The 1,668-nt window shown below is 56.7% G+C and carries 2 protein-coding genes; both read right to left on the reverse strand.

Translation table 11 applies throughout. From position 1 onward, the window contains the following. Positions 1-494 precede the first annotated feature (494 nt). Positions 495-965 (reverse strand): hypothetical protein, encoded by a 471-nt coding sequence (locus G568_RS20125; protein WP_084627486.1) that lies wholly within the window; start codon positions 963-965, stop codon positions 495-497. 49 nt (positions 966-1,014) lie between these two features. Further along, entirely contained in the window at positions 1,015-1,572 is a 558-nt protein-coding gene (locus G568_RS0117670; RefSeq protein WP_169576980.1) for an OmpA family protein, read from the reverse strand. Between the last annotated feature and the right edge of the window lie 96 nt (positions 1,573-1,668).

Below are 1,668 nucleotides of genomic sequence, written 5' to 3' on the forward strand. Positions count from 1 at the left end.
ACCGCATTGACGCCATCATGACGCGCAGAACATAATAACTGGGTGGGTCAAATCTCGGTGACAATGCCGGGTCAGGTCTCAGTGACAATCAACAGCGCTGCTTTTGCGCGCCGACGGACACGACCTCGCGCTGGTCGTTGCCCCCGGCATGGCGGCGCTTGCATTTGGGTTTGAAAATCAAGGAGCTAGAAAGTGAACCGGAATTCCCTGACCTGTCACGAACTTGACCCCGTTGATCTCACCTTACTCCCACGGTTGCCGTTCCCCACTGACAATGCGGCGTTTTTCCAGGCGCGGGATCCTTTGCAGCGCTTGCAAATTCGGTCGCCGAAACCCTTGCTCGAGAACTTGGACCTACACCTCATGCAGGTACGTTCGGCGAACACATCGCCTTGCGTAGTTTTCAGGGTATGGATATCCAGTATGCGGTCATTCATCTTGTCATACCTTTCGGTTTAAAAACCGCGCAATGTAGGACTATGGGCGATCATTACTCAGCTCGCCCCGAGCCTGGCCAGCGCAGCAGCGGTCTCAGCGTGCTCGCGTTTGTGATAGTCTCCTCGAAAGACACCGTCGACGGTGACACGCCAAATACCATTACGTTCGCTGGTCTGGACACGTTCCGGCGGTCGGTCAGGAACTGGTATTCTTGACGCATCGTTACCTGCATTCGTCTCTCGGGGAAGCCGCCTCAGGGCGCGTCTGTCGCGCAGTCTCTGTGCATCGTCCAAGGCACTGACCACACGAATAAATTCCTCGGCATAGTCATTCGTCTCGACGAAGTCCTGCTCCCGGTGAACTCTTTCCATCGGTTCGACGAAGGTTTTGCTCAGATGGTCCAGAAAGCGCGGTTCGCTACGGGACATGTAGGCAATCAGCGATTGCAAAATGCGTTCATGTGCCAGAACTCGACGTTCGAGTTGAGTTGTCTCTGGTACTGTATGGGGGGGTGCAAGCTGTTTCATGTTATCCATTGCTTTCTCGAAGTCCTGTTTTCCGGGGGCGGCATCTGTACTATCGAACCAGCGCCGTGATCCGTCGTACAGCAACCCGCCGATTCAGTCGCTCAGCCTGCTGGCTCCGGATCTTGAGATAGCTTTCTCCATAGCCCTGAACGACCATGTTTTCTGCTGGAACCCCAAAGTACTCGCTGAAGGCCAGCGCCACGGACTCGGCCCGGCGGTCCGACAAGAGAAGATTGTGACCACCGCTTCCGACCGCGTCGGTGTGGCCCTCAATGAGGAACAACTCGGTCGGATCGTTGGCAACGAGTTCGCGCATCAGCTGCCCCATCTGTCGCAGCCGTCTCGCCTGCGAAGGCTCAAGCGCGGCAGAGTTTGTGGTGAAGGTGATCGCCTCGAGATTGATCTCGGGCGCCAGTTCGCGAACTCCGGCATATTCCCTCACCTGGCGCAGACTGAAGCGACGCCCAAGATCGCGTCGGTCTGCGGCAAGCAGCGCCTGGCGTAAACTTTCTCGATCAGATGCCGCGCTGTATTCGATTTCGCCGTAGTTTGGCTCCGGTAGATCTTGGACGATCACCGGCTCGATAGCGCGCGTATCGTCGATCAACACAGACTCTGTTGCACAAATTGGTTGAAGGCCAGACGCCCCCTTTCCCCAGACAGACTCATCCTACGGGCTCAGTTATGGGTATGCCGAGCGCGG

The organism is Sediminimonas qiaohouensis DSM 21189 (genome assembly GCF_000423645.1).
GTDB classification, from domain to species: Bacteria; Pseudomonadota; Alphaproteobacteria; order Rhodobacterales; family Rhodobacteraceae; genus Sediminimonas; species Sediminimonas qiaohouensis.

What these genes read in the sequence shown, in the direction of transcription:
- G568_RS20125 (WP_084627486.1), bottom strand. Translation starts at nt 965, where the DNA reads ATGAAACAGCTTGCACCCCCCCATACAGTACCAGAGACAACTCAACTC.